Genomic DNA, 25,457 nt, shown 5'->3' on the forward strand with positions numbered 1-25,457 from the left:
GCTCACCAGATCCTGACTCGGGACGTGCCGCCGTCGAGCGCCGCGAGCGGCCCGGGCGGGTAGGGGGTTCCGGGCTCCTTGCGGGTCCCGACGAGGTCGACGTCGGCGACGACGGGCGACCCGTCGCGGTCCTCGAACCCCGCGGCGGCGATGCGCACGCGCCCGAGGTCGGCGCCCGTGACCACCGGGGTCGACGGGGTCGTGAGCGCGGCCGGGAGGTCGAGCTCGAGGTGCACCTCGGCGCCGTCGTCGACGACGCGGACGACGGCGGCCTCCGTCACGGTGACCGCGTCCGCCTCGTGCGCGGCGGGGCGTGCGCCGTCCGCGTAGGCGTTGGCCCGCACGTACGCGGGCTGGTGCTCGTGGTGGAAGCGCGAGTGGTCGCCCGCGCCGCCGGGCGACCCGACGCGCTGCTGGTACTCCTCCCACGACGCCGGGAAGCCGTCGTAGGCGTGCGTCCCGAACGACTCGGGCGGGAACCCCTCGAGGACGAGCGGCGCCTCCGGGCCGTACACCCCGCCGCGCGCGCCGACGAAGAGGTTGCCGACGTACCGGTCGTCGCCCGCGTAGACGAACGCGTACCCCGCGACCTGCGTCGAGTGGGGCAGGTGGTACGGCGTCGCGCGGTCCAGCACGGGCTGCATCCGCACCGCGCCGAGCACGAGGTTGTTGACGAACGCGTTGCCCTGGCTGAACAGCTCGATCGCGATGGGGGACGCGAGCACGTTGTGGTCGATGGTCGCCGGGCCGTGGCTGACCTCGACGAACAGGTCGCGCAGGTTGCGGTACAGCACGTTCCGGCTGATCCGCGTGCCCTGGACCTGCCAGTCGAGCCAGATGCCGAGCGTCGTGTCGTGGATCCGGTTGTGCACGACCTCGACGTCGATCGGGGCGTGCAGCTTGATGCCGCCGATCTCGTAGCCGTAGAACTCGTGCTTGGTCCCGATGTGGTGGATGTGGTTGTCGGCGATCGTCGAGAACACGCAGCCCAGGTGGCCGACGACGCCGTTCTGGCCGCAGTCGCGGATCTCGTTGCGGCGCACGACGTGCGAGCCGACGTGCTCGCGGTCCCAGCCCTGGTGGGACGCCGTGAAGACGGCCTCGATCTGGTACTGGTAGCCGGGCTTGTCCCCCCGCTCGTGCGCGAAGTTGTCCCCGGTCGCGGCGTTCTTGCCGAGCGAGACGCCCGAGCACTTCGAGTCGCGGATGAGGTTGTCCTCGATGACCCAGCCCTTCGCCCAGTTCGGGCCGATCAGGCCCGGCTGGTCCGCCGTCGGCGGCGTCCACGGCGTCGCGGCCTGCGCGAGCTCGAAGCCCCGGACGGTGATCCAGTCGAGGTGGCTGCGCTCGGGGTAGAAGACCGCCGGGCGCACGTTGATCTCGACCAGCTCGGCGTTGGGGTCGGCGTCGGCGAAGTTCGCCCAGATCGTCGTGACGTCGTCGGACACCTCCGCGAACCACACGTGCACGGTCCGGTCCGGGACGACGAGCTCGGTGTCGAGCGCGGTCCACGGGTAGCGCGTGCGGGTGCGGCGCTCGGGCGCCAGGACCGCGGCGCGGTCGTGCACCTCGTGGAAGGACCGCCCGTTGAGGTAGACGTCGCCGCGGTGGGCGACGGTGCCGCCCGGCCCGGGGTGCAGCCAGTCGCCGGCGACGGGCTCGGCGAACGGGTTGAGGTCCCCGAACAGCGTGTTCGGCACGTCGACCCGCCACACCGTGCCCTCGTCGCGCACCCAGCCGGTCACGACCTCGGAGCCCTTGATGGCGACGTGCTCGCCGGGTGCCGCCTCGAAGGTGATCCGACGGTCGTCGCTCACGCCGCCGCGCACCGGCCGCACCCACTCGCGGTACGTGCCCTCGTGCACCTGGACGGTGTCGCCCGGCATCGCCGCGCGTGCGGCCCGGTTGATCGTGCGGAACGGGGCGTCGCGGGTCCCGTCGGCCCGGTCGGAGCCGGTCACGGCGACGTGGAACGTGGTCACGGGGGGCGTCCTCCGGTCGGGGGCCCGGGGCGCACTCGGACGACGTCGTCCGACGGCGGCCCGGGAGGAAAGTCTTTCGTCGCGGTCTCGCGTCTCGGGTGACGATAGACGGCGCTGCGGGCGATGGGAAGTGTCGTCCGAGCGTGAGAAGGGCTGCCGAGGGCGTCGTCGCCGCGCTCGACGCCGAGGAAAAAGTTTCCGCTACGGTGGGCTCGTGCCAGGGACCAGCCGTCGTCGCCCCACGCTCGAGCAGGTCGCCGCCGAGGCGGGTGTCTCGACCTCGACCGCGTCGAAGGTGCTCAACGCGCGGCCGAACATCTCCGCCGGGACGCGGCGCCGCGTCGAGGAGGCGATGGAGCGGCTCGGGTACGCGCCGACGACCGGCCCCCGCGCCGGCACGGCGGTCCGCACCGCGACGGTGGTCTTCCGCACACTCGCGGACACCTACGCGATGCGCGTGCTCGAGGGCGTCCTCGCCTCGGCGCGGGAGCACGGCGTCGAGGTCGTGGTGGACGTGCTCGACGTCCGGGGGAGCGAGCGCGGCACCTCGGGAAGCGCCTCCGTCGGTACCTCGGCCGGCACCTCGGTCGGCACCGCGCCGGGAACCGCTGGCGGGACCGCACCCCTCTCGCCCGCGTGGATCCGCCGCCAGGCGGCGCGGGGCCGCGTCGGCGTCGTCCTCGTCACCTCCGAGCCGACCGCCGAGCAGCACCGCCTCCTGCGCGCGCACGGCGTCGCCGTCGTGCACGTCGACCCCGCCAACCCGCTCGACGACTCCACGGTCTCGGTCGGGTCGGCCAACTTCTCCGGTGGTGTGCAGGCCACCCGGCACCTGCTGGACCTCGGCCACCGTCGCATCGCGTTCGCCGGCGGTGGCCCGACGTTCCAGCCCTCTGCCGAGCGCCTCCAGGGCTACCTGAGCACGCTGCGGACGGCCGGCGTCGAGGCGGACGAGGCCCTCGTGCGCTCGCGGGCGCACACCTTCGAGGCGGGCGTCGCGATGGCCGACGAGCTGCTCGACCGCACCGACCGTCCGACGGCGGTCTTCGCGGCGTCCGACTCGATCGCGCTCGGGGTGCTCGCATCGGCGCAGCGGCACGGGCTGCGCGTCCCGCAGGACCTGTCCGTCGTGGGGTTCGACGACAGCTCCGCGGCCGTGTCGTCGGTGCCCGCGCTCACGACCGTGCGGCAGCCCGTCGCGGAGATGGGGCGTGTCGCGCTGCGCACGCTCCTGCAGCTGGCGCGCGGTGAGCGGGTCGACTCCCACCACGTGGAGCTCGCGACGACGCTCGTCGTCCGCGACTCGACCGCGGCCCCGTCAGCTGCGCCTGCCGGGGCCTGAACCGCAGCGCGGGGCGCGGGCCCGGTCGCGTCACCGCGGCGCGGCGGCCGTGCTCTCGCGGACCGTGAGCGACGTCGCGAGCTCGACGTGCCGCGACGCGGGACGGCGCCCGTCCGCCATCGCGAGCACGGTCTCGACGGCCATCCGGCCCATCCCTTCGAGGTGCTGGTGGACGGTCGTGAGCGGCGGCGTCGTCCAGGCCGCCTGCGGCGTGTCGTCGAAGCCGACGACGCTGAGCTGCCCGGGTACGCGGATGCCGAGCGCGTGGGCGGTCGCGAGCACGCCGACGGCGATCTCGTCGTCGGCGGCCATGATCGCGGTGGGCGGACGGCTCGACGTGAGGAGGTCACGCGCGTGCCGGGCGCCCGACGCGACGTCGAACTGGTCGGACCGGATGAGGGCGGGGTCGACCTCGATCCCCGCGGCGTCGAGCGCCGCCTGGTAGCCGTAGAGCCGGTCGCGCGCGGCGTCGGACGCCTCGGGGCCGCAGATGCACGCGATCCGTCGGTGGCCGAGGCCGATGAGGTGCTCGGTCGCCGTGCGCGCCCCGGCCCAGTTGCTCGACCCGACGCTCACCATGCGGCGGTGGCGCGTGTCCACCGGGTCGACGATGACGAAGGGCAGGGCCGCGTCGCTCGCGGCGTGGATGAGCCCGTCGGGCTCGGACAGCGTGAGCCCGATGATGCCGACGACGCCGACGGCGCTCTGGTCGGCGACCCACTCGCGGGCGACGGCCCGCTGCGTGCGTGACGCGCGGTCCGGGGCCAGTCGCGTGAGCAGGTCGACGTGCCGGTCGGTCGCGGCGGCGAGCACGCCCTGGAGGACGCCCATGATGTACGGCGACGCGGGGATGTCGAAGACGACCGTGAGGGCCCGCCGCGTCGAGGTGGACGCGGACGTCGTCGTCGGCCGGTAGCCGACCTCGGTGACGGCGGCCAGGACGCGCTCGCGGGTCGCCGCGGAGACGTCGTCGCGGCCGTTGAGCGCCTTGGAGACGGTCGCCTTGGAGACCCCGGCGGCTGCCGCGACGTCCGCCAGCGTGGCCCGGCGCTGGGCCGGCTCTCCGGTCATGTCCACTCTCCTGACGAAACTGTTTCGACTTCGGCGCGCCCCCGACCCTGCTCGCTCGCCGAATTGCGTACACCCTCTAGCCAAATACGAGCACCGCGCCCTACTGTCGGCTCACGATACACGTTGCGAAATAGTTTCGGAACGTGGGGCCCGCACAGGAGCGGGTCCCGCTGACCAACGGAGGTCCTGATGTCTGTCGACGCGTCACCGTCAACGCTACTGATCGACGGCCGTGCCCCGGCCGGTCAGGCGCTGCGGCACGTCTGGAACGAGTGCCTCGGCGCCGGCCGCGCCAACGAGGCGCTGCGCGTCGACTGGCAGGAGCACTTCCGCGAGGCCGTCCAGGTCCTCGGGGCCCGCTACGTGCGGTTCCACGGCGTCTTCCACGACGACATGTTCGTCTACCGCGCCTCGAACGGCGGGGGCTTCGGGCCCGCCACGCCGCTGCCGCAGCCCGTCCACACGTTCGCGTACGTGGACAAGGTCTTCGACGCGATCCTCGACGCCGGCGCCCGGCCCTTCGTCGAGCTCGGCTTCATGCCGCGCGAGCTCGCGACGCAGACCGAGACGCTCTTCTGGTGGAAGGCGCACTGCAGCCCGCCCACGGACATGGGCGCGTGGGTGCGGCTGGTCACCGCGACGGTCGAGCACTGGGTCGAGCGCTACGGGATCGAGGAGGTGCGCCGCTGGCCCTTCGAGGTCTGGAACGAGCCGAACCTCGTGCCGCACTTCTGGACCGGCACGCGGACCGAGTACTTCGAGCTGTACGAGGCGACGGCGCGGGCCATCAAGGCGATCGACCCCGGGCTCAAGGTCGGCGGCCCGTCGTCGTCGGTCTTCGTCCCCGACGCCCGGTACGACGGCGAGTCGCACGACCGGTCCGTCGAGTCCGCGACCGCGGAGGCGCCCGACCCGGACGTGCTGCCCTGGAAGCCCGTGTGGATCCGCGAGCTCATCGACTACTGCGCCGAGCGCGACCTGCCGATCGACTTCCTGTCGACGCACCTGTACCCGACGGACTACGCGTACGACACGCAGGGCGTGGGCCGCCCGATCAGCCGCAACCGCGACGCGACGCTGCACGACCTCGAGGCGCTGCGCAAGATCATCGCCTCGAGCCCGTACCCCGACGCCGAGCTGCACATCACCGAGTGGTCGACGTCACCGTCCAGCCGCGACCACATGCACGACACGGTGTTCGCGGCGACGTACATCGCGCGGGCGTTCCTGCAGTGCCAGGACCTCGCCGACTCGATCTCCTACTGGACGTTCACCGACGTGTTCGAGGAGGGCGGCGGCGGGATCGGCCCGTTCCACGGCGGGTTCGGGTTCGTCAACGAGCAGGGCATCCACAAGCCCACGTTCCACGCGATGGCGATGCTCAACCGCCTCGGGCGCACCATCGCGCTGCAGACCGAGCACGGCGTCATCACCCGCACGGACGACGACGCCGTCGCGGCCGTGTTCTTCAACTACCCCGACTCGATGGGCACGAGGTCGGTCGGCGGCGCGACGAGCTACGCGGACGCGCGCCGCCACGCCGACGAGGGCCCGGCCCGCCGCATCACGCACACGGTCGCCGGGCTCACCCCGGGCGCGGTGTACGACGTCGAGGTCCTCGACACCGACCACGGCAACGTCGCCGAGGCGTGGCACCGGATGGGGGAGCCGCTCAACCTCTCGCGGCAGGACGTCGCCGACCTCAAGCGGGTCGCCGACGACCTCGACCGACGCACCCTCGCCGTCGACGCGGCCGGCGTCCTGACGATCGACCTCGACCTCGCCCCGTGGGCCGTCGCCTCGGTCGCGCCGGCCGCCACCCCCTGACCCACCCGACCACGCACCGACCCCACCCAGCACACCCGAAAGGACCTCGATGATGAGGATCGACAAGCGAACCGCCCGAGCAGCAGCCTTCTCGGCCGCCGCGGCCCTGACCCTCGCGGCCTGCGGAGGCGGCGACGGCGGTGGCGGCAGCGCGGCCGAGGAGCCCAGCGAGGAGAACAAGCCCGCCGAGCTCACGGTCGCCGCGTGGATGGACTTCCCGCAGGACCTGCTCGACTCGTTCGAGGAGGAGCACGGCATCGAGGTCGTCGTGAACTCGTTCCCCGACGGCGCGTCCGCGCAGACCGTGCTGCGCAACGGCCTCTCCGCCGACGGCGCGGGCCTGTCCGACGTCCACCTCGTCGAGCTCGACTGGTGGACCGAGATGATGGCGATCCCCGAGGACTGGGTCGAGCTCCCCGAGGTCCCCGACCGCTGGGTCGACTGGAAGGTCACGCAGGGCTCGGTGGACGGCCGGATCACGGGCTACGGCACGGACATCGGGCCGCTCGGCATCGCGTTCAACCAGGACATGACCTCGGCCGCGGGCGTCGCGACCGACCCGGAGTCCTTCGGCGAGTTCATCGGCGGCGAGGACGCCACCTGGCAGTCGTTCCTCGACGCGGGCCGTGAGTACGTCGCGACCAACGACAACTACTTCATCGACTCGCTGACCAACGCCTTCCAGGCCGCGATCAACCTGCTCCCCGCGGCGTTCGAGGACCCCGAGTCGGGTGCGCCGTACGACCTCGCGGAGAACACCGAGGTGAAGGACCTCTTCATGACGTTCGCCGAGGCGGCCGAGGACGGCGTCTCCGCGGGCATCGCGATCGGCCACGCCGACTGGGGCGCCGGGTTCCAGAACGAGCAGTGGGCCACCGTGGTGACCCCGGCGTGGATGACCGGGATCATCGCGGACAACGCCGACGGGATCGACGGCTGGCGCATCGCGAGCGCGTTCCCCGAGGGCGGCGGCAACTGGGGCGGGTCCTTCTTCGCGGTCCCCGCGACCGGTGAGAACACCGCATGGGCGGTCGAGCTCGCCGACCACCTGACCTCGGCCGAGGCCGCCGTCTCGTGGTTCAACACGACGGGGCAGTTCCCGTCGCAGCTCGAGGCCATGGCGAGCCCCGAGATCTCCGAGGCCGAGAACGAGTTCTACGGCGGTCAGCGCGTCGGTCAGATCTACGGCGAGCTCGCCGAGGCCGCCGGCGACGCCGCAGCGGGCGGCTTCCGCGGCGAGAACTTCGCGGGCATCCAGACGCTCGTCACGGACGGCATCCGGCTCGTGGAGTCGGGCGGGGCGACGCCCGCGGAGGCCTGGGACTCCGTCGTGGCCAACTTCGAGGCGCTCGGCTTCGAGACCGCCGAGTGACCCCCCGAACGACCCCCGAGTGATCCCCGAGTGATCCCTGCGCGGCCCGGTCCTCGGCTCCTGCCCGAGGACCGGCCGCGGCCGGGTGCCGGCGTCCGACGCCGCCGGTGTGCACCTGACCGCGTCGCGCGTCACCGAACGACTTCACGGAAGGCGCCAACGATGGCAACCAGCTCGGCGGCACCGCGTGCACCGCGCCGCGTGGGGTGGGGGCAGCGGCTGTCCCGGTGGGACATCAAGCTCTCGCCCTACCTGTACATCTCCCCGTTCTTCGTCCTCTTCGCGGTCTTCGGCGCGTTCCCGCTGCTCTTCAACGTCGTCGTCGCCCTGCACGACTGGCACCGCCGCGCGGGCATGGGCGACTTCGTGGGGCTCGACAACTTCACGTGGGTGCTCAGGCAGCCGCTGTTCTGGCGCTCGCTCGAGAACACGTTCTCGATCTTCCTGTGGGGCGGCATCCCGCAGCTCGTCCTCGCGCTGCTCATCGCCGCGATCCTCGACCAGAACCTGCGCGCGAGGACGTTCTGGCGGATGAGCGTGCTCCTGCCGTTCGTGGTGATGCCCGTGGCGACGGCGATGATCTTCGGGCAGGTGTTCGGGCAGTTCGGGCTGCTGGTCCCCAACCTCCAGGACATGGGGCTGATGACCCACGTCGACTCGCCGTTCTTCCAGGACCGCCTGCTGTCGCACGTCGCGATCGGCTCGATGGTCGTCTTCCGGTGGACCGGCTACAACGCGCTGATCCTCCTGGCCGCGATGCAGGCGGTGCCGCGCGAGCTCTACGAGGCCTCGACGGTCGACGGCGCGAGCCGGATGCGGCAGTTCTTCTCGGTGACGCTCCCGAGCATCCGCCCCACCATGATCTTCGTCGTCCTCACGATGACGATCGGCGGTCTGCAGATCTTCGACGAGGTCCGCATGTACGACGGCGGCGGGACCGGCGGCGGCAACGGCGGCGCCGACAACCAGTGGACCACCGTCGTGCTCTACCTCTACAACCTCGGCTTCGGCGACTGGCAGGACCGCCTCGGCCAGGCCGCGGCGGTCGGCTGGATCTTCGCGGTCGTCATCGGCGTCTTCTCGCTCGTGAACTTCCTCCTCACGCGCTCGATCTCGTCGTCGTCGACGAGGACCCCGCGCGTGTCGAAGGCCCGGCGCGACGCGGTGATCGCGCGGGCGCGCGTCGCGGCCGCCGAGTCCGAGCGCCGGGCCCGCGAGGCGGGCGTCCCCACGATCATCGGCCGGACGTCGACGTCCGACGCCTCGCGCCCGCCCGACACCGGGCGAGCGGCCGACGCGGACCGGTCCAGGGAAGGAGTCACGCGATGAGCACGGGCTTCATCGAGAACACCGCCGGGGCGGGCGCCGCCCGGTACGCGCAGAAGCGGGCCGCGACGGGTAGGCCCATCCGCTCGCACAACCCGTCGACCCGCCGGCCCGGCTGGGTCACGTACGCGCTGCTCGCCGTCGTCTTCGCCGTGTCGGTCTTCCCGCTGTACGCGTCGGCGATGTACGGCTCGTCGAGCACGCAGGAGATCTCGCGCGCGGTCGGGACCCTGCCGAGGTTCTTCCCGACCCTCACGCTGCTCGAGAACTTCGGCGAGGTGCTCTCGGCGTCGCAGTTCAACTTCTGGATGGCGTTCGGGAACTCGGTCCTCGTCGCGGTCGCGGTGAGCGCGTCGACGGTGTTCTTCTCGACGCTCGCCGGGTTCAGCTTCGCGAAGCTGACCTTCCGGGGGAGGCAGGCGCTCTACCTCACGGTCATCGCGACCCTGGCGATCCCCGCGCAGGTCGGCACCATCCCGATGTTCGTCATGATGAACGACTTCGGCTGGATCGACTCGCTCCTCGCGCTGACGGTCCCCGGGCTGGTCGGCGCGTTCGGCGTCTTCTGGATGACGCAGTACCTGCAGGAGGCGCTGCCCTTCGAGCTCGTCGAGGCGGCGCGCGTCGACGGCGCGTCGATGTTCCGGACGTTCTGGTCGATCGCGATGCCGGCCGCGCGACCGGCGGCGGCGACGCTCGCGCTGTTCACGTTCGTCGGGTCGTGGAACAGCTTCTTCTGGCCCGCGGTCGTGATGCGGTCGCAGCTGACGATGCCGCTCGTCATCCCGCAGCTGCGCGGCGCGTTCACGACGGACACGGGGCTGGTCATGTCCGGGGTGTTCCTCGTCGCCGCACCGCTGCTCGTCGTCTTCGTCCTCGCGGGCAAGCAGCTCGTCTCGGGGGTCATGGCGGGAGCGGTCAAGGGCTGACCGCTGGGCCCATGGTCCTGGTCGACGATCCGCACCAGATGTAGCGTTCCGGTTCCGAGAAGCCACTACATCTTGTGGCCGTGGATGACGGGCGGTGCGATGCCGAGCATGGGACGTGACGTGGCCGAGGAGACCGGGCGACCGGTTGCGGCCCTGACCGCACGGCTGGTGGTCCGCAAGCGCGACGGGCGCACCCGTGCGTTCGACGAGCGCCGGATCCGGGCCGCCCTCGCCAAGGCGTTCACCGAGGTGCACGGACAGCTCGGCCCCGTCCACGAGCTCTCTCTCGCGGAGCTCACGGCCCAGGTCGTCGACGAGGTGCTCGAGCGGTACCCCGACGAGGTGCGGATCTACGAGATCCAGAACGTCGTCGAGCACGTGCTCCTCGAGTCGTACGAGTACGACGTCGCGAAGGCGTACATCGACTACCGCGTCCAGCGCGACCTCGCCCGCTCCCGCACGGTCGACGTCAACCACTCGATCGAGCGGCTCGTCGGCAAGGACCGGTCGGTCGTCCACGAGAACGCGAACAAGGACGCGGACGTCTTCACCACGCAGCGCGACCTCACCGCCGGAGCGGTCGGCAAGGCGATCGGTCTGCGGATGCTGCCGCCGCACGTGGCGAACGCGCACACCAAGGGCGACATCCACTACCACGACCTCGACTACCACCCGTACGCGCCGATGACGAACTGCTGCCTCATCGACTTCCGCACGATGCTCGCGGAGGGTTTCCGCATCGGGAACGCGCAGGTCGACCCGCCGCGGTCGATCCAGACGGCGACCGCGCAGATCGCGCAGATCATCGCGAACGTCTCGTCCAGCCAGTACGGCGGCTGCTCGGTCAACAGGATCGACGAGCTCCTGGCGCCCTATGCCGAGCGCAACTTCGCGAGGCACCTCGCCGACGCCGAGCGCTGGGTCGACGACGCATCCCTACGCCGCGAGTTCGCCGAGGAGAAGACGCGCAAGGACATCCTCGACGCGATGCAGAGCCTCGAGTACGAGATCAACACCCTCTTCACGTCCAACGGGCAGACGCCGTTCACCTCGGTGGGTCTCGGCCTCGGCGAGGGCTGGTTCGAGCGTGAGATCCAGCGCGCGATCCTGCAGATCCGAATCGGCGGTCTCGGCCGTGAACGACGCACGGCCGTCTTCCCGAAGCTCGTCTTCACGTTGCGTCGCGGCGTCAACCTCGAGCCGGGGGACCCCAACTACGACATCAAGCAGCTCGCGCTCGAGTGCTCGACCAGGCGCATGTACCCGGACGTGCTGAGCTACGACAAGATCGTCGAGATCACCGGCAGCTTCAAGGTCCCCATGGGGTGCCGGTCCTTCCTCCAGGCATGGGCCGACGGCGACGGCGACGACGTCGTGGAGGGGCGCATGAACCTCGGTGTCGTCACGCTCAACGTGCCCCGCATCGCGCTCGAGTCGACCGACGTCGACGCGTTCTGGTCCCTGCTCGACGAGCGTCTCGACACGGTGCGGGACGCCCTGCTGTATCGCGTCGAGCGATGCAAGGAGGCGCTGCCTGCGAACGCCCCGATCCTCTACGTCCACGGGGCCTTCGGTCACCGCCTGCAGCCCGACGACGACGTCGACGTGCTGTTCCGGAACGGGCGCGCCACCGTCTCGCTCGGCTACATCGGCCTCTACGAGGCGGCCGCGCGGTTCTTCGGCGGCGAGTGGGAGGACGAGGCAGGCGCCAAGGAGTTCACCCTGCGGGTGCTACGCACGCTCGACCGTCGCGCGAAGGAGTGGACGGCGGAGCACGGGTACCAGTTCTCCGTCTACGCCACACCCAGCGAGAGCCTCACGGACCGGTTCTGCCGTCTCGACAGGGAGAAGTTCGGCGTCGTCCCGGACATCACCGAGAAGGAGTACTACACGAACTCCTTCCACTACGACGTGCGCAAGAGCCCGACGCCGTTCGACAAGCTCGACTTCGAGATGGACTACGCGCCGCTGACGTCGGGCGGCTTCATCCACTACTGCGAGTACCCCGTCCTCCAGCACAACCCCAAGGCGCTCGAGGCCGTCTGGGACTACGCCTACGACCGTGTCGGCTACCTCGGCACGAACACCCCGGTCGACCACTGCCTCGAGTGCGACTTCTCCGGCGACTTCGAGCCGACCGAGCGCGGCTTCGCCTGCCCGGCGTGCGGCAACACGGACCCGAGCACGTGCGACGTCGTCAAGCGGACCTGCGGTTACCTGGGCAACCCCCAGCAGCGGCCCATGGTCCGCGGCCGGCACGTCGAGATCTCCTCACGGGCCAAGCACATGGCTGCCGACGCCCGTGGCGGACCCGAGGCCTGAGGTGGCGAACGCGCCTCGGGCGCTGTGGCGCTCCGAGCGGCTCAGCAGGGGCAGGGTCGCCGACTACAAGCCGTTCGTCATGGTCGACGGTGAGGGCGTGCGGTGCAGCCTGTACGTCAGCGGGTGCCCGTTCGCCTGCGTCGGCTGCTTCAACCAGGCCGCCTGGTCGTTCCGGTACGGGACGTGCTTCGACGAGGCCCTCGCGGACCGCATCGCGACCGACCTCGCGCACGAGGCCGTCCAGGGGCTGTCGCTCCTGGGTGGCGAGCCGTTCCTCAACACCGGTGTCTGCCTCGCGGTCGTGCGTCGGCTGCGTGCCCTGCACGGCCGTGCCAAGGACGTGTGGTGCTGGACCGGCTACACGTTCGAGGAGCTCGTCGAGGAGGCCCGCGCGGGCGAGCGGGACAAGGCCCAGCTGCTCGCCGAGGTGGACGTCCTGGTGGACGGTCGGTTCGAGCTGGGACGGCGCGACCTCACGCTCGCGTTCCGCGGCAGCGCCAACCAGAGGGTGCTCGACGTGCCGGCGTCCCTCGCTGCGGGCGTCGCCGTGCCGTGGCGGGCCGCGGCGCGGCGACGTGCTCCGTCCGCAGTGGGGTGAAATCAGGCCCAGGCGGCCACGACGAGCGGCCGGGCGGGCCGGGCGCCGAGCACGCCCTGCTGCGCGACGTCGAGCGCGACGCCGTCGACCCGGAGCCCCTCGGCCGTGAGCCGGACCTGGGAGACCGACGCGTTCGGCAGGGGGACGAGGACGCCGTCGCCCACGGTGGCCAGCCAGACGCCGAGCGCGAGCCCGTGCCCGACGACGAGCACCTCGCCGCCGTCGGGGTGCGCCGACGCGATGCGCGCCATCGCCTCCCGGAGCCGGCCGAGGAAGGTCGCCGCGTCCTCGCCGCCCGGCAGCCCCGGGTGCGTGCCGGCGATGATCTGCCCCACGAGCTCCGGCCACGCGATCACCTGGTCGAGCACCGACTCGTGCTTCCGCTCGTACTCGCCGAAGTGGTACTCGCGCAGGCCCGGGTCGGTGCGGAGCCGCACGCCGTCGTGGTGCCGGAGGATCTCGGCCGCCGTGGCGACCGCGCGCCCCGACGGCGACGAGTACGCCGCGACGAAGCGCCGCTGGGCGAGGTGCCGGGCGGTCGTGCGGACGCCCTCCCGGCCGTCGCGCGTCAGCGGCGAGTCCGACAGGCCCTGGAGCAGGCGGCGCTGGTTGAGGTAGGTGCGCCCGTGGCGCACGAGCGTGAGGGTGAGCGTCCCGGTCGTCGTCGGCGCGACCGTCGTGTCCGTCGTCATGGCGCCGACGGTAGGTGCGGCGCGCGTCGGGCGGGCGACGCCGACGTGGCCGGGCGGTGAAGGGTCGGGACCGGATGCCTACCGCGCGAGGAGGGAGGCGATGACGTCGAGGACCTGCTCGGGCGCCTGCTCGGCCATGAAGTGCCCGGCGTCCAGCGTGCGGTGGTCGAGGTCGGTCGCCCAGGCGCCCCACAGCGCCGCGGCGTCGTAGCCCAGCACGCTGCCCCAGTCCTGCTGGACGACCGTCACCGGCATGGCGAGCCGGCGGCCCTCGGCGCGGTCGGCGCGGTCGTGCTCGAGGTCGATGGTGGCCGAGGCGCGGTAGTCCGCGACGATCGACGGCACCGCGGCGCTCGACGCCGCGAGGTAGGCGGCGCGGACGTCCTGCGGGATCGCGCGCTCGTCCGCGCCCCAGCCGTCGAGGAAGGCCGCGAAGAAGTCGTCCGCGACCGCCGCGATCATCGCCTCGGGAAGGCCCGGCGGCTGCGCCATGAGGTACAGGTGCCAGGCCACGGACGCCTGCACGCCGTGCAGCACGTCCCACATGTCGAGGGTCGGCAGCACGTCGAGCGTCCCCAGGTGGGTCACGGCGTCGGGGTGATCCAGGCCCGTGCGCAGGGCGACGAGCGCCCCGCGGTCGTGCCCGACGACGGCGAAGCGCTCGAACCCGAGCGCGCGCGTGACCTCGACGACGTCGCGCGCCATCGTCCGCTTGAAGTACGTGTCGACGCCGTCCGCGGGTGGCTTGTCGCTGTCGCCGTAGCCGCGCAGGTCGGGGCAGATCACGGTGTGCCGCTCGGCGAGCGCGGGGGCCACGTGCCGCCACATGAGGTGCGTCTGCGGGAACCCGTGCAGCAGCACCACGGGCGTCCCGCGGCCCGCGACGGCGACGTTCAGGTGCACGTCGTCGGCGCCGGGGAGCCGCTGGTGGTCGAAGCCGGGGATGTGCATGGGGGACCTTCCGTCAGGGGGTGGTGGTGTCGGGTGCGTCGTCGTCGGCGGTGGCGCCCGCGAACAGCGCCGGTCCGGGCGGCGGACCGGCGTCGCCGTGGGCGAGGGCGGGGAGGAGGACCGCGTCGACGAGGTGCTCGAGGTAGGGGTCGTCGACCGGGGCGCCGGTCAGCGCCCGGAGGACCAGCGCCGACCCGGCGACCTCGTCGAACGCGTACGACGTCGCCGTCGCCGGGAGCTCGCCGCGTGCGACAGCGCGACGCAGGACGACGTCGGGCAGCCTGGCCCCGGTGTGGCCCGCGGTGCGCTCCATGAGGTCGCCGAGAGCGGGGTCGCGAGCAGCGCCCTGGAGCAGGGCCACGACGAGCCGGCCCTCGGAGCGGCCGAGCATCTGGGCGAGGCGACGGCACAGGGCGAGGAGGTCGCCCCGGAGGCTCCCGGTGTCGACGTCGGGCGGGGGTGGGCCCTGCTGGTGGCCGATGGCGGCGGCGACCAGCGCCCTCTTGTCGGGCCAGCGCCGGTAGACCGTCGCCTTGGAGGTGCCGGCCCGCGCCGCCACGCGCTCCATGGACACCGCGTCGTAGCCCGCCTCGGCGAGCAGGGACAGCGTGACGCTCAGGATCGCGTCCGCCTTGCCGGGGTCACGGGGGCGTCCTGGTCGGGCGGCGGGCTGGGCAGGCCGAGGTGGGGGATTGCGATACGACACGGTACGGATCGTAACAGTCTGGGGCGGGCGGTCGCCCTCCTGCGGGCGGGGCGGTGTCGCCTCGCGCCCGTCGACGGCCCCGAGCGCAGCCCGGGCGCTGGTGGTCCGATTGCGAAATCGTTATCGACATCCTTATCGTGCTCCTGCTGGATAAGTTCGACGGGTTGACGTAAACCCTCGAACCCCCCAAGGAGAGGAACAACGATGTCCCATCCCCTGACCATGCGGCGCGTCGCCGCCGTCGCGGCGACCGCCCTCACGGCCGTCGCGCTGGCCGTGCCCGCCCAGGCGGCACCTTCCGAGCCGACCTTGCGCGAGGAGGCGCCCCGTGACCTGAAGATCGGCAGCGCCGTCTGGGGTCAGAACGAGCTGCTCGACTACGACAAGAAGAACCCGACCGAGTTCCAGCAGATCCTCGCGTCCGAGTTCAACTCGATCACGCCCGAGAACGACATGAAGTGGGCCGAGATCCACCCCGAGCCCGGTGTCTACGACTTCTCGGGCGCGGACGCCGTCGTCGCGTTCGCGAAGGCCAACAACCAGGAGGTCCGCGGCCACACGCTGCTGTGGCACAGCCAGAACCCGCAGTGGGTCATCGACGCCAGCGCGACGTGGAGCTGCGACGAGGCGCGCGACGTCCTCGAGGAGCACGTCCGCACCGTCGTCGGCCGCTACGCCGGCGAGATCTACGAGTGGGACGTCGCCAACGAGATCTTCCAGGACGACTGGGACGCGGGCGGCGTGCGCCTGCGCACCGAGGCGAACCCGTTCCTCAAGGCGTGCGCCGAGGACCCGGTCGCGCTGCTCGGTGACGTCTTCCGCTGGGCGCACGAGGCGGACCCCGAGGCCGTGCTGTTCCTCAACGACTACAACGCCGAGGGCGTCAACACCAAGACCGACGCGTACTACGCCCTGGCGCAGGAGCTGCTCGCCGACGGCGTGCCGCTGCACGGCATGGGCGCCCAGGGTCACCTGAGCCTCATGTACGGCTTCGACGAGTCGATCCAGGCGAACTTCGAGCGCTTCGCCGCGCTCGGCCTGAAGGTGGCCGTGACGGAGGCCGACGTCCGCATGCCGCTCGGCGACGACGGCGAGCCGACCGAGGAGCAGATCGCGCTCCAGGCCGAGCGCTACGACGCGATGCTCGAGGCCTGCATCAACGTGTCCGCCTGCACCAGCTACACGGTGTGGGGCTTCGACGACGCGCGTTCGTGGGTCCCCGGGGTCTTCCCCGAGGGCTACGCGACGATCATGACCGAGGACTTCGAGAAGAAGCCCGCGTACTACGCGCTGCTCGAGACCCTCACCGAGGCCACCCCGGGCAAGTCCCCGCGCACCCCGCCGGGCCTGAACCGCTGAGCCTCACCCGCTGAACGCGTCGATGGCGCGTGGGCCCCTCGGGGCTCACGCGCCATCGGCGTCGAAGGCCTTCCACCGCCCCTCCGACACGACCTCGACGACGCCGTCGGCCACGACGACCGCCGTCTGCTCGTCGATGACGTACGACGGGACGCCGAGCCCGGCGGCCCACCGCTCGGCGTCGACCATCGTGTTGGTGGGGAACGCGTCGAGGTGCGGGAAGATCGCGAAGTCCACCACGCCGAGGGTCCGGTCGTCCGCGGCGCCGGACCACTCGACGAACAGGTCGCCGATCCGGGGCGTCATCACCATGCTCCCCGCGCTCACGCCGACCCACACCGTGTCGGTGAGCGACGGCAGCAGGTCGGCGAGCCCCGACTCGCGCACCCAGTGCGCCAGGTACGTCGCGTCGCCGCCGTCGACCAGCAGCACGTCCGCCTCCCGGACCCAGGGGACCCACCGCTCCGCGCCGATGCTCGGCAGCGCCGTGAGCTCGAGGACGCCGAGCGACACCCACCCGAGGCCGGTGAGATGCCGCCAGTCCGGCCGCGCGGCGACGAGGCCCTGGACGGACTCCGGCCCGCACATCGGGTGACCCCACTGCGCGGTCGGGACGCACAGGGCGCGGCAGTCGGTGATCGGCTTGCCGAGCAGCCGCACGAGCGCGGCCTCGATGCTCGAGTTGGTCACGCCGCCCGAGGTGAGCAGCAGCTTCACGATGCCTCCGGGGTCGGACGGGTGGGTTCCTGGGCAGACCCGGCCCGAGGCCGGAACTCATCGCGTGAGTCGCCCACGCAGCTACCCGCGCACCAGCCCCGCTCCCACCTCGACCAGCGCGGGCAGCGCCCGCTCGAGCATCGCGGACGTCGCCGTCAGGCTGATCCGGAAGTGCCCCGCCCGGTCGAACACCGTCCCGGGCAGGACGTACACGCCACGCTCGGCCAGCGCGGCGGCGAACCCGACGGCGTCACCGCCGGGAGCCGCGCCCCACAGGTAGAACGTCCCCTCGGGGACCGTGAGCGCGTAGCCGGCGTCCGCCAGCGCGCCGACCATGCGGTCCCGCCGTCGCGTGAGCTCGTCCAGGTCGATCGACACCGTCTCGAGCGCGGGCACCGCGTACTGCATGAGCGCGTCGGGGAAGCCCCAGCCGAGCGCGAGCTGCAGCGGCAGCATCGCGGCGCGCAGCTCGTCGCGCACCGTGTCCGGGACCGACGGCGACAGCGCGAGGTACCCGAGCCGCTGACCCGGCGCGAGGAGGACCTTGCCGTAGCTGTAGTCGACGAGCGTCCACGGGTAGACGGCGGCCGGGCTGGTGAACCCGATGCCGTCGAACCGGATCCGCCGGTACGGCTCGTCCGACAGGAGCCAGACCCGCCGACCGTTGCGCGCCGACGCGTCCTCGAGCACCGCCGCGAGCTCGGCGAGCCGGTCGCGCCCGTAGACGCGGCCGGTCGGGTTGGCGGGGGAGTTGACGACGACGACGCGCGTCCGTGGCGTGATGGCGCGGGCGACCGCGTCGACGTCGAGGTCGAACGTCTCCGGGTCGAGTGAGGCCTTGATCGGCACCATGTCCGCGGCGCGCAGCATCGGCGCGTAGAACCAGCCGGGTGCGGGGATCACCACCTCGTCACCGACGTCGGCGACCAGCCGGAACGCGAGCGCGATCGCGCCGAAGGCGCCCTGCGTCATCGTGATGTCGGCCGGCTCGAAGGGCAGCCCGAGCTCGTCGCGCAGGCCCGCGGCGATCGCCTCCTGCGCCGGCGCCAGGCTCGACTTGTACGCGAACCAGTCGGTGCCACGTGGCTCGAGGACGTCCCGCAGCGCCGTGACCAGCCCCGGAAGCGGCATCTCGTGCGGGTCGCCGAACGTCAGGTCGACGACGCCGTCCTGCCCGTCCATCGCCCGCAGCGACAGGAAGAACGACGTGACCGGCTCGATCGCCTGGTCGGCAGCGTGTGCGCGCTCGGACAGCTCCATGGCTCGGTCCTCCACCGGACGGCCGCCGTCGGCCGACGTGGACCTCCACCATGGCACCGCACCGCTCGCCGCGACAGGGGCGCGGGCCGCCGGCCGGTGCGCGGACCGGCTCGCACGAGGTCAGGCGTCGACGGTCTGCGAGATCCACGAGCCGACACCTCGGCGTCCGCCCGGTGACCGGCCCCCTGCTGGTGCGAGCCTAGTGAGCGGCGACGTCGCCGCGGCGTCGGTCACGCGACCGGGTGCGCCGTACGACGGCCAACGCCGCGGCACCGCCGAGCCAGGCCGCCAGCCCCGCCGTCGAGAGGCCGAACGGACCGTGCACGCCCGGCCCGGCCCAGGCGATCGACAGCAGGCCGAGCGCGGCACCGAGGTACGCCGTGACGACGACGGTGCCGACGACGACGCCGTGCCCGCCCTGGACCGCCCTGCCGGTACCGGTGTCCGCCCGTCCGTCACCGAGCCGGGCGCCCAGCCGGCCAGATCCGCCGAGTCCTCGCTGCTCGACCCGGCCGACGACGGCGACGATCCCCGCGAGCACGACCGCGAGCAGCACGAGCCACGGGACCCGCCACGCCCACCACGCACCGGACCCGACGTCCGCGTGCGGCAGCGCGCCGAGGGCGTCGAGCACCGTCCCGACGAGCACGACGGTCGGCATGTGCCACAGGAACAGCGTGAACGTCACCGTGCTCGCCGCCACGACCGCCGTCCACGGGCCACGTCGGTGCAGCCACCGCTCCGACGGCCCGCGCACCGCCAGCGCGAGGCCGAGCTGCGCGGTCCCGAGCGCGAGCAGCGCGAGGTTCGGCGGCGACGCGTTGTGCACGGCGGCGCCCGGGACGTTGACCATGCTCACGGGGTACGGCCCGAGGACGGTGAGCGCGACGAGCACCGCGAGCCCGCCGACGAGCATCGTGACCGCCGCGCGCCCACCCCGCGGCAGCGACCCGTCGCGCCACGCGAACCCGACCTGGTGCATCACGACCCAGCCGAGCAGGAAGCTCCCGTACCCGACGGCGTCGGGCAGCGGCCCGAGGAGCGCGGCGTCGCCGACCGCGACCGCGACGAGCAGCACGCCGACGACACGCAGTCCGAACCGGCGGTGCAGCGCGTGGGCGACGGGCGTGAGCAGCACCACCGCGAGGTAGGCCACGAGGAACCACAGGGGCAGGACGGCGGCCGCGACGCTCTCGCCGACCTGGCGCGGGTCACCGCCCACGAGCCGGGCGACGACGGCCGCCGCGGCGACGGTGAGCAGGAGCACGGTCACCGGCGGGACGAGCCGTGCGCCGCGTGCGAGCAGCCAGCCGACGTCGCCCTCGCCGCGACGCCGCGCGGCGGTCAGCGAGGCGGCGTTCGCGAACCCGCCGACGACGAAGAACACCGGCATGACCTGGAACAGCCACGTCAGCGGATGCGCCCACGTCAGCTCGACGAGCGCGCTGGTGCCCGTGAGGACACCGTCCTCCTCGCGGATCGAGACGATCAGCCAGTGGCCCAGGACGACGGCGCCGATCGCCACCACGCGGAGCAGGTCGACGTGGCGCTCACGGCGGGGCGGCGTGCGGTCCACCCGCTCACGCAGAGTGCCCACACCGACCACGATAGGCGCGCGCGTCCGGGCGCCGGCCTCTGCGGAGTCGGACGGTCGGGATCCGACCGCCTCGATCCGCACAGCGCCGACGCCCGGCCGGGCGCGGACGGCGACACGCCCGCCGCGCCGTCGTCCCGGGACCTGCGCCGCTACGACGCGGGGGTGAGGACCTCGACGTCGGCCTCGCGGAGCGCCTCGGCGAGGTCCGGCGGGGGAGGCGCGTCGGTCACGAGGTAGTCGGCGCGGCCGAGGTCGGCGATCTGCGCGAACAGCCGCCGGCCGAACTTGGTCGAGTCCGCGAGGACCGCGACGCGCGCGGAGCGGTCCATCATCTCGCGCATCATCGTCGCCTCCCCGAGGTTGCTCGTGGAGTAGCCGGCGTCGGCCGAGACCGCTCCCACGCCGATGAGCGCGAGGTCGCAGCGGATGTCGCGGTCGGCGCCGCTGTGGGCCGGGAACGCGACCGGTCCGACCGTCCCCTGCGCACTGAGCCGCACCACGCCGCCGAAGACGTACAGGTCCCGGAACGCCATCGGGTTGAGCTCGGTCGCGAGGCGCAGCGAGTTCGTCGCGATCGTGAGGTCGCGGTGGTCGGTGAGGTGCCGCGCCGTCGCGAGCGTCGTCGTCCCGGCGTTGATCATGATGGCGGCGCCGTCGTGCACGAGGCCCGCGGCGAGCACCCCGATCTGGTCCTTGGCCTGGGTCTGCAGACGCAGGCGCACGTCGAGCCCCGTGTCGGGCCGCGGCACCGCCTGGAGGCTGATCGCCCCGCCATGGGTGCGGATCAGCACGCCGTCGGCGTCGAGCTGGTCGAGGTCCCGGCGGATGGTGTCGGGGGAGACGTCGAACCTCTCGGCCAGGTTCGCCACGGTCACCTGGCCGGTCTCCGCGACGTACGCCGCGAGCTCGGCCTTGCGACCTGCGGGGAGCCGCCGCGAGGAGCTGTCGATCGTCGTTGACATGCAGGAAGTGAAACCCACGGATGCGGGTTCGTGCAAGAACGCGCATCCGTACACCTGCGCCGCCCGAGCCCGCGCACCCGTCCCACGCACGACAACGCGTCGTTGTGACGGTTGACACACACTCGTCAGCCGGTCTACGTTGCAGAAACCCGCAAGAGTGCGCAGCGAAGCGCAGGAAGCGGCAGAGCCCCCAGAAGGAGAGTCATGAGCAAGGGCGCGAACGTTGGACGCTTCATCGCCGTCAGCGGTGCCGCAGCACTCGCACTCACAGGCTGCTCGGGTACCGCGGACACGGGTGGTGCCACCGACGGCGGCACCGGCGACGGTGGCGAGGTCACCCTCGAGTTCTCGCAGTGGTGGGAGCCCGAGCTCCCGGAGGGTGCCTTCCGCGAGCTGATGGACCAGTTCGAGGAGGAGAACCCCGGCATCAAGGTCGAGCTCCTGTCCGGCCCGTACGCCTCGACCAAGGAGCAGGTCGTCGCCGGCGCGGCCGCGGGCACGATGTCCGACGTCGTCGGCCTCGACGGCGCCTGGGTGAGCGACTTCGCCCAGCAGGGCGCGATCGCCGACCTGACGGCCCTCATGGAGGAGGTCGGCTACGACGACTCCGGCCTCGCGAGCCAGGTCCAGGTCGACGACGCGACGTACATGATCCCCGTCGTCAACTTCGTCTACCCGATGTTCACCAACGACGCGCTCCTCGCCGAGGCGGGCGTCGACGCCCCGCCGACGACGCGCGACGAGTTCGCCGACGCCGCGGCCGCCGTCACGGGCGACGGCGCGTACGGCTGGGTCCTGCCGCTCTCGCTCGAGGCGCCCAACGGCATCCAGAACGACGTCATGTCGTGGGTGTGGGCGTCCGGTGGCTCGATGCTCGACGGCGGTCAGCCGGCCCTGGTCGACAACCCCGAGGTCAGCAGCGCGATGGAGTTCATCCAGGGCCTGTGGGACGACGGCGTCGTCGCCCCCGGCGCCTTCACGATGAAGGAGCAGGACAAGGTCGAGGAGTTCACCAACGGCCGCGTCGGCATGATGATCGACTCGCTTGCCCACGTGAACCTCATCCGCGAGCAGAACCCCGACCTCGACTTCAGCATCTCGGCCATCCCGGCCGAGGAGGGCTACGAGGGCGAGCGCGGCATCCCCTACGCCTCGTGGGGCATCGGCGTCGCCGAGAACTCCGAGAACAAGGAGGAGGCCTTCAAGCTCGTCGAGTTCCTCATGAGCGAGGAGGTCAACAGCGAGCTGTCCTCGATCGCCAACGCGTTCCCGGGCAACGTCGACTCGGTGCCGGACTTCGTCGAGGAGGACGAGCTCTTCGGGACGGCGTTCGAGATCTACCAGTCGGGCTTCCCGGCCAACGAGTTCACCGGCCTGCCCGTCGCCGAGCAGCTGATGCGCGACTTCGGCGAGGAGTTCCAGCGCGCGCTCGACGGCCAGCAGTCCATGGAGGAGGCGCTCGCCGCCGCGCAGGCCACGTGGGAAGAGGAGTTCTAGGCCGTCTGACCTGGACCCCGGGTGGTGCCGGCCACGCGCACCGTGACCGGCACCACCCGCCACCGAAGAGAGAGCCGCGTCATGTCCCAGATCACCAGCCCGCCGCGGAAGGCGCGCCAGGCCCCCGTGCCGGCGGCCGGCCCCGACGACGGGGCCCGCGCACGCCGCGTCTCGCGGCTCAAGCGCCGGCTGACGCCCTACGGGTTCCTCACCCCGACCGGCATCCTGCTCGTCATCCTGATGGTCACGCCGATCATCATGGTGATCACGTACTCGCTGCTCGACGGGGTCATCACCAACAAGAACCCCGCGTTCATCGGGTTCGAGAACTACGCCGAGGTCCTCACCGACCCCGTCTTCTTCAAGGCCGTGCGCAACACCCTGGTCTTCACGCTCACCTCGGTGGTCGTGCACTTCGGGATCGGGCTCGGCTTCGCGTTGATGCTCAACTCGCCGCTGCTGGGCGACCGCATCAAGGGCCTGTTCCGCGTCATCTACATCCTGCCGTGGCTGTTCACGGTCGCGATCGTCGCCGTGCTGTGGCGGCTCCTGCTCAGCCCGAACGGCGTCATCAACTACCTGCTCGGGGCGACCGGCCTGACCGAGGGGCAGACGGAGTGGCTCGCCAACCCGTCCACCGCGCTCGCGGCCGTGACCTTCATCAACATCTGGTCCGGCTATCCGTTCTTCATGATCTCGCTGCTCGCGGGCCTGCAGGGCATCCCGCGCGAGCTGTACGAGGCGGCCCGGGTCGACGGCGCGGGAGCGTGGGCGCAGTTCCGCCACGTGACCCTCCCGCAGCTGCGGCCGATCATCATCTCGATGGCGCTGCTGGACTTCATCTGGACGACGCAGCAGTTCGCGCTCATCTGGATGACGACGGGCGGTGGCCCGATCGACGCGACCGAGGTCCTGTCGACCTTCACCTACAAGCTCGCGTTCACGCGCTACGACTTCTCGGTCGCCTCCGCCTCGGCGGTCCTGGTGCTGCTGATGTCGATGGTGCTCGCGTTCTTCTACGTCCGGCACCAGAAGTCGAGGGACTGACCATGACCACTCTCGCCGACCCCGCGATCATCGCCGAGCCCGCACCGCAGCGGACGGCGCCGAGGAAGACCGGCAAGAAGGCCGCGCTGCTGGTCGCGCTGATCCTCGGCGGCTGCTTCTCGGCGCTGCCCGTGGTCTGGATGCTCGCGAGCTCCTTCAAGCGGAACTCGGAGATCTTCGAGTTCCCGCCGCGGCTGATCACGCCGGGGTTCTCGTTCGACGCGTACACGACGATCCTCACGGACCCGGTGAAGCTGCGGTTCTTCCTCAACAGCTACGTCGTCGCGCTGTCGGTCACCGTGCTGACGCTCGTCGTCGCGGTGCTCGCGGCCTACGCGTTCAGCCGGTACGAGTTCTGGGGCAAGAAGACCATCAACGTGGTGGTCGTCTCGGTGCAGGCCGTGCCCCCGATCACGCTGCTCATCCCGTACTTCGGGCTCATGGTCGGGCTGCGTCTGTACAACACCTACCAGGGTCTGATCCTCACCTACATGGTGTTCACGCTGCCGTACGCGATCATCATGATGACGGGTTACTTCAACACCCTCCCGAAAGAGCTCGACGAGGCCGTGAAGGTCGACGGGGCCGGTCCGATGACCGCCTTGTGGCGCATTCTCGTGCCGATCTCCGTGCCCGGTCTCGTCTCGGTCGGCGTCTACACCTTCATGATCGCGTGGAACGAGTTCCTGTTCGCGCTGACGCTGACCCGCACCGAGGACATGCGCACCGTCCCGATCGGCATCCAGCTGCTCATGGGCCAGCACTCGTACGAGTGGAACGAGATGATGGCGATGAGCATTCTCGGCTGCATCCCGGTGCTGCTGCTGTTCCTCTTCTTCCAGCGTTACTTCATCGGGGGGATGACTGCCGGCGCCGTCAAGATCTGAGCACTCAGCGAATTCCATCCACGAACGTACCGAGAACGCACACCCGCAGACGGACAGAGAGTAGAAGAACCATGTTGATGAGCGGCAAGGACCTGCTGGCGGTCGCGAACGAGAACTACTTCGCCATCCCGGCGTTCAACATCAGCGACTGGGCGATGGGCAAGGGCATCTTCGAGATCAGCGAGAAGCTGCGCGCGCCCCTGATGGTCGCGATCCACCCGGACGAGGTCGCGCACCTCGGGCGCGACGCGCTCCCGGCGATCATCCAGCGCGCACACCGCTCGTCGGTGCCCGTCGCGATCCACTGGGACCACGGCGGCTCGTACGAGCAGGTGCTCGAGGCCATCCAGTACGGCTTCACGTCGGCGATGATCGACGCGTCGATGCAGCCCTTCGAGGACAACGTCGCGATCACCCGGAAGGTCGCCGACACCGCGCACGCGGTCGGCCTGTCGGTCGAGGGTGAGCTCGGCACGATCGGCAAGCTCGACGAGCAGGCCGAGGAGGGCGTCGCCGTCTCCGCGATCACCTACACGGATCCGCAGCAGGCGGTCGAGTACGTCGAGCGCACGGGCATCGACAGCCTCGCCGTCGCGATCGGCACGGCGCACGGGCTGTACCCCAAGCACATGAAGCCCGAGCTCAAGCTCGACCTGCTCCGCGAGATCAAGGAGCTGCTGCCCATCCCGCTCGTGCTGCACGGCGGCTCGGGCAACCCGGACGACGAGATCGGCCAGTCGGTCAAGCTCGGGGTCAACAAGATCAACATCTCGAGCGACATCAAGGTCGCGTACCACGACCGCATGCGCGAGGTCCTCGCGGACACCACGCTGCGCGAGCCCCTCGTGATCCAGCCGCCCGCGATCGCGGCGATGCAGGAGGTCGCGGCGCAGAAGATCCACCTCTTCGACGCCGCAGGCAAGGCCGACCTGTACTGACGGCTGCCGAGGGCCGCTGAGGGGCCCGAGGGGCCCGAGGGCCCGGCACGCCAGGACGACGCGCACCAGCACGAG

Annotated in this window: 21 protein-coding genes; 12 read left to right on the plus strand and 9 right to left on the minus strand. The window is 71.6% G+C overall.

The window, feature by feature from the left end:
* Nucleotides 1-2 precede the first annotated feature (2 nt).
* Complete coding sequence (locus IEV86_RS09705) at nucleotides 3-1,982, minus strand: right-handed parallel beta-helix repeat-containing protein (protein WP_043602233.1); 1,980 nt, start codon at nucleotides 1,980-1,982, stop codon at nucleotides 3-5.
* Nucleotides 1,983-2,196: 214 nt separating this feature from the next.
* Between IEV86_RS09705 and IEV86_RS09710 the strand changes: the two genes are divergently transcribed.
* Nucleotides 2,197-3,324, plus strand: coding sequence for a LacI family DNA-binding transcriptional regulator (locus IEV86_RS09710; RefSeq protein ID WP_043602235.1), 1,128 nt, complete (start codon nucleotides 2,197-2,199; stop codon nucleotides 3,322-3,324).
* Nucleotides 3,325-3,354: 30 nt separating this feature from the next.
* Here IEV86_RS09710 and IEV86_RS09715 read toward each other — a convergent pair whose 3' ends face one another.
* A complete protein-coding gene (locus tag IEV86_RS09715) occupies nucleotides 3,355-4,395 on the minus strand; it encodes a LacI family DNA-binding transcriptional regulator (protein WP_043602236.1) in 1,041 nt (346 codons plus the stop codon).
* Between the two features lie 189 nt (nucleotides 4,396-4,584).
* Here IEV86_RS09715 and IEV86_RS09720 point away from each other — a divergent pair, with 189 nt between their 5' ends.
* The 6 genes from IEV86_RS09720 (at nucleotide 4,585) to nrdG (ending at nucleotide 12,769) form a co-directional block, all read left to right on the plus strand.
* Nucleotides 4,585-6,222 (plus strand): GH39 family glycosyl hydrolase, encoded by a 1,638-nt coding sequence (locus IEV86_RS09720; RefSeq protein ID WP_052425779.1) that lies wholly within the window; start codon nucleotides 4,585-4,587, stop codon nucleotides 6,220-6,222.
* A 52-nt stretch (nucleotides 6,223-6,274) separates the two neighbouring features.
* Complete coding sequence (locus tag IEV86_RS09725) at nucleotides 6,275-7,594, plus strand: ABC transporter substrate-binding protein (protein ID WP_043602296.1); 1,320 nt, start codon at nucleotides 6,275-6,277, stop codon at nucleotides 7,592-7,594.
* A 162-nt stretch (nucleotides 7,595-7,756) separates the two neighbouring features.
* Entirely contained in the window at nucleotides 7,757-8,923 is a 1,167-nt protein-coding gene (locus IEV86_RS09730) for a carbohydrate ABC transporter permease (protein ID WP_081978418.1), read from the plus strand.
* A complete protein-coding gene (locus IEV86_RS09735; RefSeq protein WP_043602238.1) occupies nucleotides 8,920-9,849 on the plus strand; it encodes a carbohydrate ABC transporter permease in 930 nt (309 codons plus the stop codon). Before IEV86_RS09730 ends, IEV86_RS09735 begins: the two co-directional genes overlap by 4 nt.
* 108 nt (nucleotides 9,850-9,957) lie before the next feature.
* A complete protein-coding gene (gene nrdD / locus IEV86_RS09740) occupies nucleotides 9,958-12,171 on the plus strand; it encodes an anaerobic ribonucleoside-triphosphate reductase (RefSeq protein WP_043602298.1) in 2,214 nt (737 codons plus the stop codon).
* Nucleotide 12,172: 1 nt separating this feature from the next.
* Nucleotides 12,173-12,769 (plus strand): anaerobic ribonucleoside-triphosphate reductase activating protein, encoded by a 597-nt coding sequence (gene nrdG / locus IEV86_RS09745; RefSeq protein ID WP_052425781.1) that lies wholly within the window; start codon nucleotides 12,173-12,175, stop codon nucleotides 12,767-12,769.
* A 2-nt stretch (nucleotides 12,770-12,771) separates the two neighbouring features.
* On the opposite strand, the gene IEV86_RS09750 is transcribed toward nrdG, so the two are convergent.
* The 3 genes from IEV86_RS09750 to IEV86_RS09760 all read right to left on the minus strand — a co-directional run bounded on the left by IEV86_RS09750 (nucleotide 12,772) and on the right by IEV86_RS09760 (nucleotide 15,118).
* Entirely contained in the window at nucleotides 12,772-13,461 is a 690-nt protein-coding gene (locus IEV86_RS09750; protein ID WP_052425782.1) for a histidine phosphatase family protein, read from the minus strand.
* Nucleotides 13,462-13,539: 78 nt separating this feature from the next.
* A complete protein-coding gene (locus IEV86_RS09755) occupies nucleotides 13,540-14,412 on the minus strand; it encodes an alpha/beta fold hydrolase (protein ID WP_043602240.1) in 873 nt (290 codons plus the stop codon).
* Between the two features lie 13 nt (nucleotides 14,413-14,425).
* Nucleotides 14,426-15,118, minus strand: coding sequence for a TetR/AcrR family transcriptional regulator (locus tag IEV86_RS09760; RefSeq protein ID WP_052425783.1), 693 nt, complete (start codon nucleotides 15,116-15,118; stop codon nucleotides 14,426-14,428).
* Between the two features lie 204 nt (nucleotides 15,119-15,322).
* On the opposite strand from IEV86_RS09760, the gene IEV86_RS09765 reads away from it, so the two are divergent.
* Entirely contained in the window at nucleotides 15,323-16,477 is a 1,155-nt protein-coding gene (locus tag IEV86_RS09765; protein ID WP_052425784.1) for an endo-1,4-beta-xylanase, read from the plus strand.
* A 45-nt stretch (nucleotides 16,478-16,522) separates the two neighbouring features.
* On the opposite strand, the gene IEV86_RS09770 is transcribed toward IEV86_RS09765, so the two are convergent.
* The 4 genes from IEV86_RS09770 to IEV86_RS09785 form a co-directional block, all read right to left on the minus strand.
* On the minus strand, nucleotides 16,523-17,194 hold the full coding sequence (locus tag IEV86_RS09770) for a Type 1 glutamine amidotransferase-like domain-containing protein (RefSeq protein WP_043602242.1): 672 nt from the start codon (nucleotides 17,192-17,194) through the stop codon (nucleotides 16,523-16,525).
* Nucleotides 17,195-17,275: 81 nt separating this feature from the next.
* On the minus strand, nucleotides 17,276-18,454 hold the full coding sequence (locus IEV86_RS09775; protein WP_043602243.1) for an aminotransferase class I/II-fold pyridoxal phosphate-dependent enzyme: 1,179 nt from the start codon (nucleotides 18,452-18,454) through the stop codon (nucleotides 17,276-17,278).
* Nucleotides 18,455-18,653: 199 nt separating this feature from the next.
* Entirely contained in the window at nucleotides 18,654-20,051 is a 1,398-nt protein-coding gene (locus IEV86_RS09780) for an acyltransferase family protein (protein WP_043602304.1), read from the minus strand.
* Nucleotides 20,052-20,200: 149 nt separating this feature from the next.
* Nucleotides 20,201-21,013 carry a DeoR/GlpR family DNA-binding transcription regulator gene (locus tag IEV86_RS09785; protein ID WP_043602244.1) on the minus strand — a complete coding sequence of 271 codons (813 nt, stop codon included), beginning with the start codon at nucleotides 21,011-21,013 and terminating at the stop codon, nucleotides 20,201-20,203.
* A gap of 204 nt (nucleotides 21,014-21,217) precedes the next feature.
* Here IEV86_RS09785 and IEV86_RS09790 point away from each other — a divergent pair, with 204 nt between their 5' ends.
* From IEV86_RS09790 to IEV86_RS09805, 4 genes are all read left to right on the plus strand, one after another.
* Nucleotides 21,218-22,510 (plus strand): ABC transporter substrate-binding protein, encoded by a 1,293-nt coding sequence (locus IEV86_RS09790; RefSeq protein ID WP_043602245.1) that lies wholly within the window; start codon nucleotides 21,218-21,220, stop codon nucleotides 22,508-22,510.
* A gap of 81 nt (nucleotides 22,511-22,591) precedes the next feature.
* Nucleotides 22,592-23,557 (plus strand): carbohydrate ABC transporter permease, encoded by a 966-nt coding sequence (locus IEV86_RS09795; RefSeq protein WP_081978420.1) that lies wholly within the window; start codon nucleotides 22,592-22,594, stop codon nucleotides 23,555-23,557.
* A 2-nt stretch (nucleotides 23,558-23,559) separates the two neighbouring features.
* Complete coding sequence (locus tag IEV86_RS09800) at nucleotides 23,560-24,444, plus strand: carbohydrate ABC transporter permease (RefSeq protein WP_052425785.1); 885 nt, start codon at nucleotides 23,560-23,562, stop codon at nucleotides 24,442-24,444.
* 77 nt (nucleotides 24,445-24,521) lie between these two features.
* Nucleotides 24,522-25,382 (plus strand): ketose-bisphosphate aldolase, encoded by an 861-nt coding sequence (locus tag IEV86_RS09805; RefSeq protein ID WP_229734584.1) that lies wholly within the window; start codon nucleotides 24,522-24,524, stop codon nucleotides 25,380-25,382.
* The last annotated feature ends 75 nt before the right edge of the window (nucleotides 25,383-25,457 follow it).

The sequence above is a fragment of the Cellulomonas carbonis genome, assembly GCF_014636275.1.
GTDB lineage: Bacteria > Actinomycetota > Actinomycetes > Actinomycetales > Cellulomonadaceae > Actinotalea > Actinotalea carbonis.

What these genes read in the sequence shown, in the direction of transcription:
- IEV86_RS09755 (WP_043602240.1), bottom strand. Translation starts at nt 14,412, where the DNA reads ATGCACATCCCCGGCTTCGACCACCAGCGGCTCCCCGGCGCCGACGAC.
- IEV86_RS09750 (WP_052425782.1), bottom strand. Translation starts at nt 13,461, where the DNA reads ATGACGACGGACACGACGGTCGCGCCGACGACGACCGGGACGCTCACC.
- IEV86_RS09765 (WP_052425784.1), top strand. Translation starts at nt 15,323, where the DNA reads ATGTCCCATCCCCTGACCATGCGGCGCGTCGCCGCCGTCGCGGCGACC.
- IEV86_RS09790 (WP_043602245.1), top strand. Translation starts at nt 21,218, where the DNA reads ATGAGCAAGGGCGCGAACGTTGGACGCTTCATCGCCGTCAGCGGTGCC.
- nrdD (WP_043602298.1), top strand. Translation starts at nt 9,958, where the DNA reads ATGGGACGTGACGTGGCCGAGGAGACCGGGCGACCGGTTGCGGCCCTG.
- IEV86_RS09715 (WP_043602236.1), bottom strand. Translation starts at nt 4,395, where the DNA reads ATGACCGGAGAGCCGGCCCAGCGCCGGGCCACGCTGGCGGACGTCGCG.
- IEV86_RS09795 (WP_081978420.1), top strand. Translation starts at nt 22,592, where the DNA reads ATGTCCCAGATCACCAGCCCGCCGCGGAAGGCGCGCCAGGCCCCCGTG.
- IEV86_RS09720 (WP_052425779.1), top strand. Translation starts at nt 4,585, where the DNA reads ATGTCTGTCGACGCGTCACCGTCAACGCTACTGATCGACGGCCGTGCC.
- IEV86_RS09805 (WP_229734584.1), top strand. Translation starts at nt 24,522, where the DNA reads ATGAGCGGCAAGGACCTGCTGGCGGTCGCGAACGAGAACTACTTCGCC.
- IEV86_RS09725 (WP_043602296.1), top strand. Translation starts at nt 6,275, where the DNA reads ATGAGGATCGACAAGCGAACCGCCCGAGCAGCAGCCTTCTCGGCCGCC.
- IEV86_RS09800 (WP_052425785.1), top strand. Translation starts at nt 23,560, where the DNA reads ATGACCACTCTCGCCGACCCCGCGATCATCGCCGAGCCCGCACCGCAG.
- IEV86_RS09730 (WP_081978418.1), top strand. Translation starts at nt 7,757, where the DNA reads ATGGCAACCAGCTCGGCGGCACCGCGTGCACCGCGCCGCGTGGGGTGG.
- IEV86_RS09735 (WP_043602238.1), top strand. Translation starts at nt 8,920, where the DNA reads ATGAGCACGGGCTTCATCGAGAACACCGCCGGGGCGGGCGCCGCCCGG.
- IEV86_RS09775 (WP_043602243.1), bottom strand. Translation starts at nt 18,454, where the DNA reads ATGGAGCTGTCCGAGCGCGCACACGCTGCCGACCAGGCGATCGAGCCG.
- IEV86_RS09785 (WP_043602244.1), bottom strand. Translation starts at nt 21,013, where the DNA reads ATGTCAACGACGATCGACAGCTCCTCGCGGCGGCTCCCCGCAGGTCGC.